Source organism: Vibrio sp. Vb0667, from assembly GCF_033391095.1.
Genome location: NZ_JAWPOL010000387.1, coordinates 1 through 1,055, shown reverse-complemented (window position 1 = coordinate 1,055; position 1,055 = coordinate 1). Strand labels below are relative to the sequence as shown.

Genomic DNA, 1,055 nt, shown 5'->3' with positions numbered 1-1,055 from the left:
ATTGTTGTTGCCCTCCGATGCTTTGTTTCTTTCACTTTCCGCAAGCTTGCCATCTGGCGTTAGATACGTGCGCGCAATTTCACCGTAATCCTTCAACTTCAAGACAACTGAGACAGCTTTCGGCAACTCTTTATTGCTGTCCCACTCTTTCTTCCACTGTTTACCGTCATAAAAACGCATGTCGAAAGATTCCACCTGCGTCAGCAACGGAGTGACAATGCCTTCCTGCCCAACTGGGGTATCTGGATAACGCCACCAAACACGCTGCAAGGTTTCTTCTTTAACGCGATAGCCCACTTTAGTCACTTCACCACGCGGGAACTGTTGCTGCGGGTTATGCCAACCCACACGAGCAAACATCAGGCCTTTCGCGTCGGAATCGAGTAAATAATCCGACCAAAAGATCAGTTGCCCGGCAGGGTCTTCGCCGTTGGTACGCGTTTGACGCAATGCCATTTGGCGGAAGTCGTTATCCATCATCACCATGGCGCGTTGCAGTTCATTCAAACGCTGAGTTCGCTCTTGCGACAACTCATTACTGCGCTGAACTTGCGACACCACTTGGTATGCCGCCACGCTCAAACTGGCAAAGATCGCTATCGACACCAGCACTTCAATGAGTGTAAAACCTTTTGCTGCGCGGCGCTTATTTGCGCGATTGGGTTTACTGCGCCACATAGCTTCTTACCGTAACAACTGGACTCGCGTTTTTCGCGGTCGCGACACTTACATCAAATGCTTTCAGCAATGGCTGCGTGGTGGCTACAGGCGTGACTTTCCAATACCATGTACGCCCTGCTAGCTCTTCGGTACCATTCTTGGCTTTCAGCGCGCCAGTATCTAGCATCACATTCGCCATTTGGTTATCCACAACCATTGCTGCAAACATCTTTTCTTCTAAGTAGCTGACTGTGTTGATGTGTTGACTCACAGAGCGAATCACACTGATCGCCGCAGTGGCAAAAATAGCCAGTGCAACCAACACTTCAAGCAACGTCATCCCTCGCACTCGGCGACGGTTTAAGTTTGGTTGAGTTTGCTTAAAATTGCGCATT

The 1,055-nt window shown here is 49.7% G+C and carries 2 protein-coding genes; both read right to left on the bottom strand.

Features of this window, described 5'->3' with window-relative positions; genetic code table 11:
* On the bottom strand, positions 1-678 hold a 678-nt coding region (gspJ, locus tag R8269_RS26120; protein ID WP_318223027.1), incomplete at its 3' end, for a type II secretion system minor pseudopilin GspJ.
* A complete protein-coding gene (gene gspI, locus R8269_RS26115) occupies positions 665-1,054 on the bottom strand; it encodes a type II secretion system minor pseudopilin GspI (RefSeq protein WP_005478722.1) in 390 nt (129 codons plus the stop codon). The genes gspI and gspJ, both read right to left, overlap by 14 nt.
* Between the last annotated feature and the right edge of the window lies 1 nt (position 1,055).

Bases quoted from the DNA above. Each gene is read 5' to 3' on its own strand.
- gspI (WP_005478722.1), bottom strand. From the start codon at position 1,054: ATGCGCAATTTTAAGCAAACTCAACCAAACTTAAACCGTCGCCGAGTG.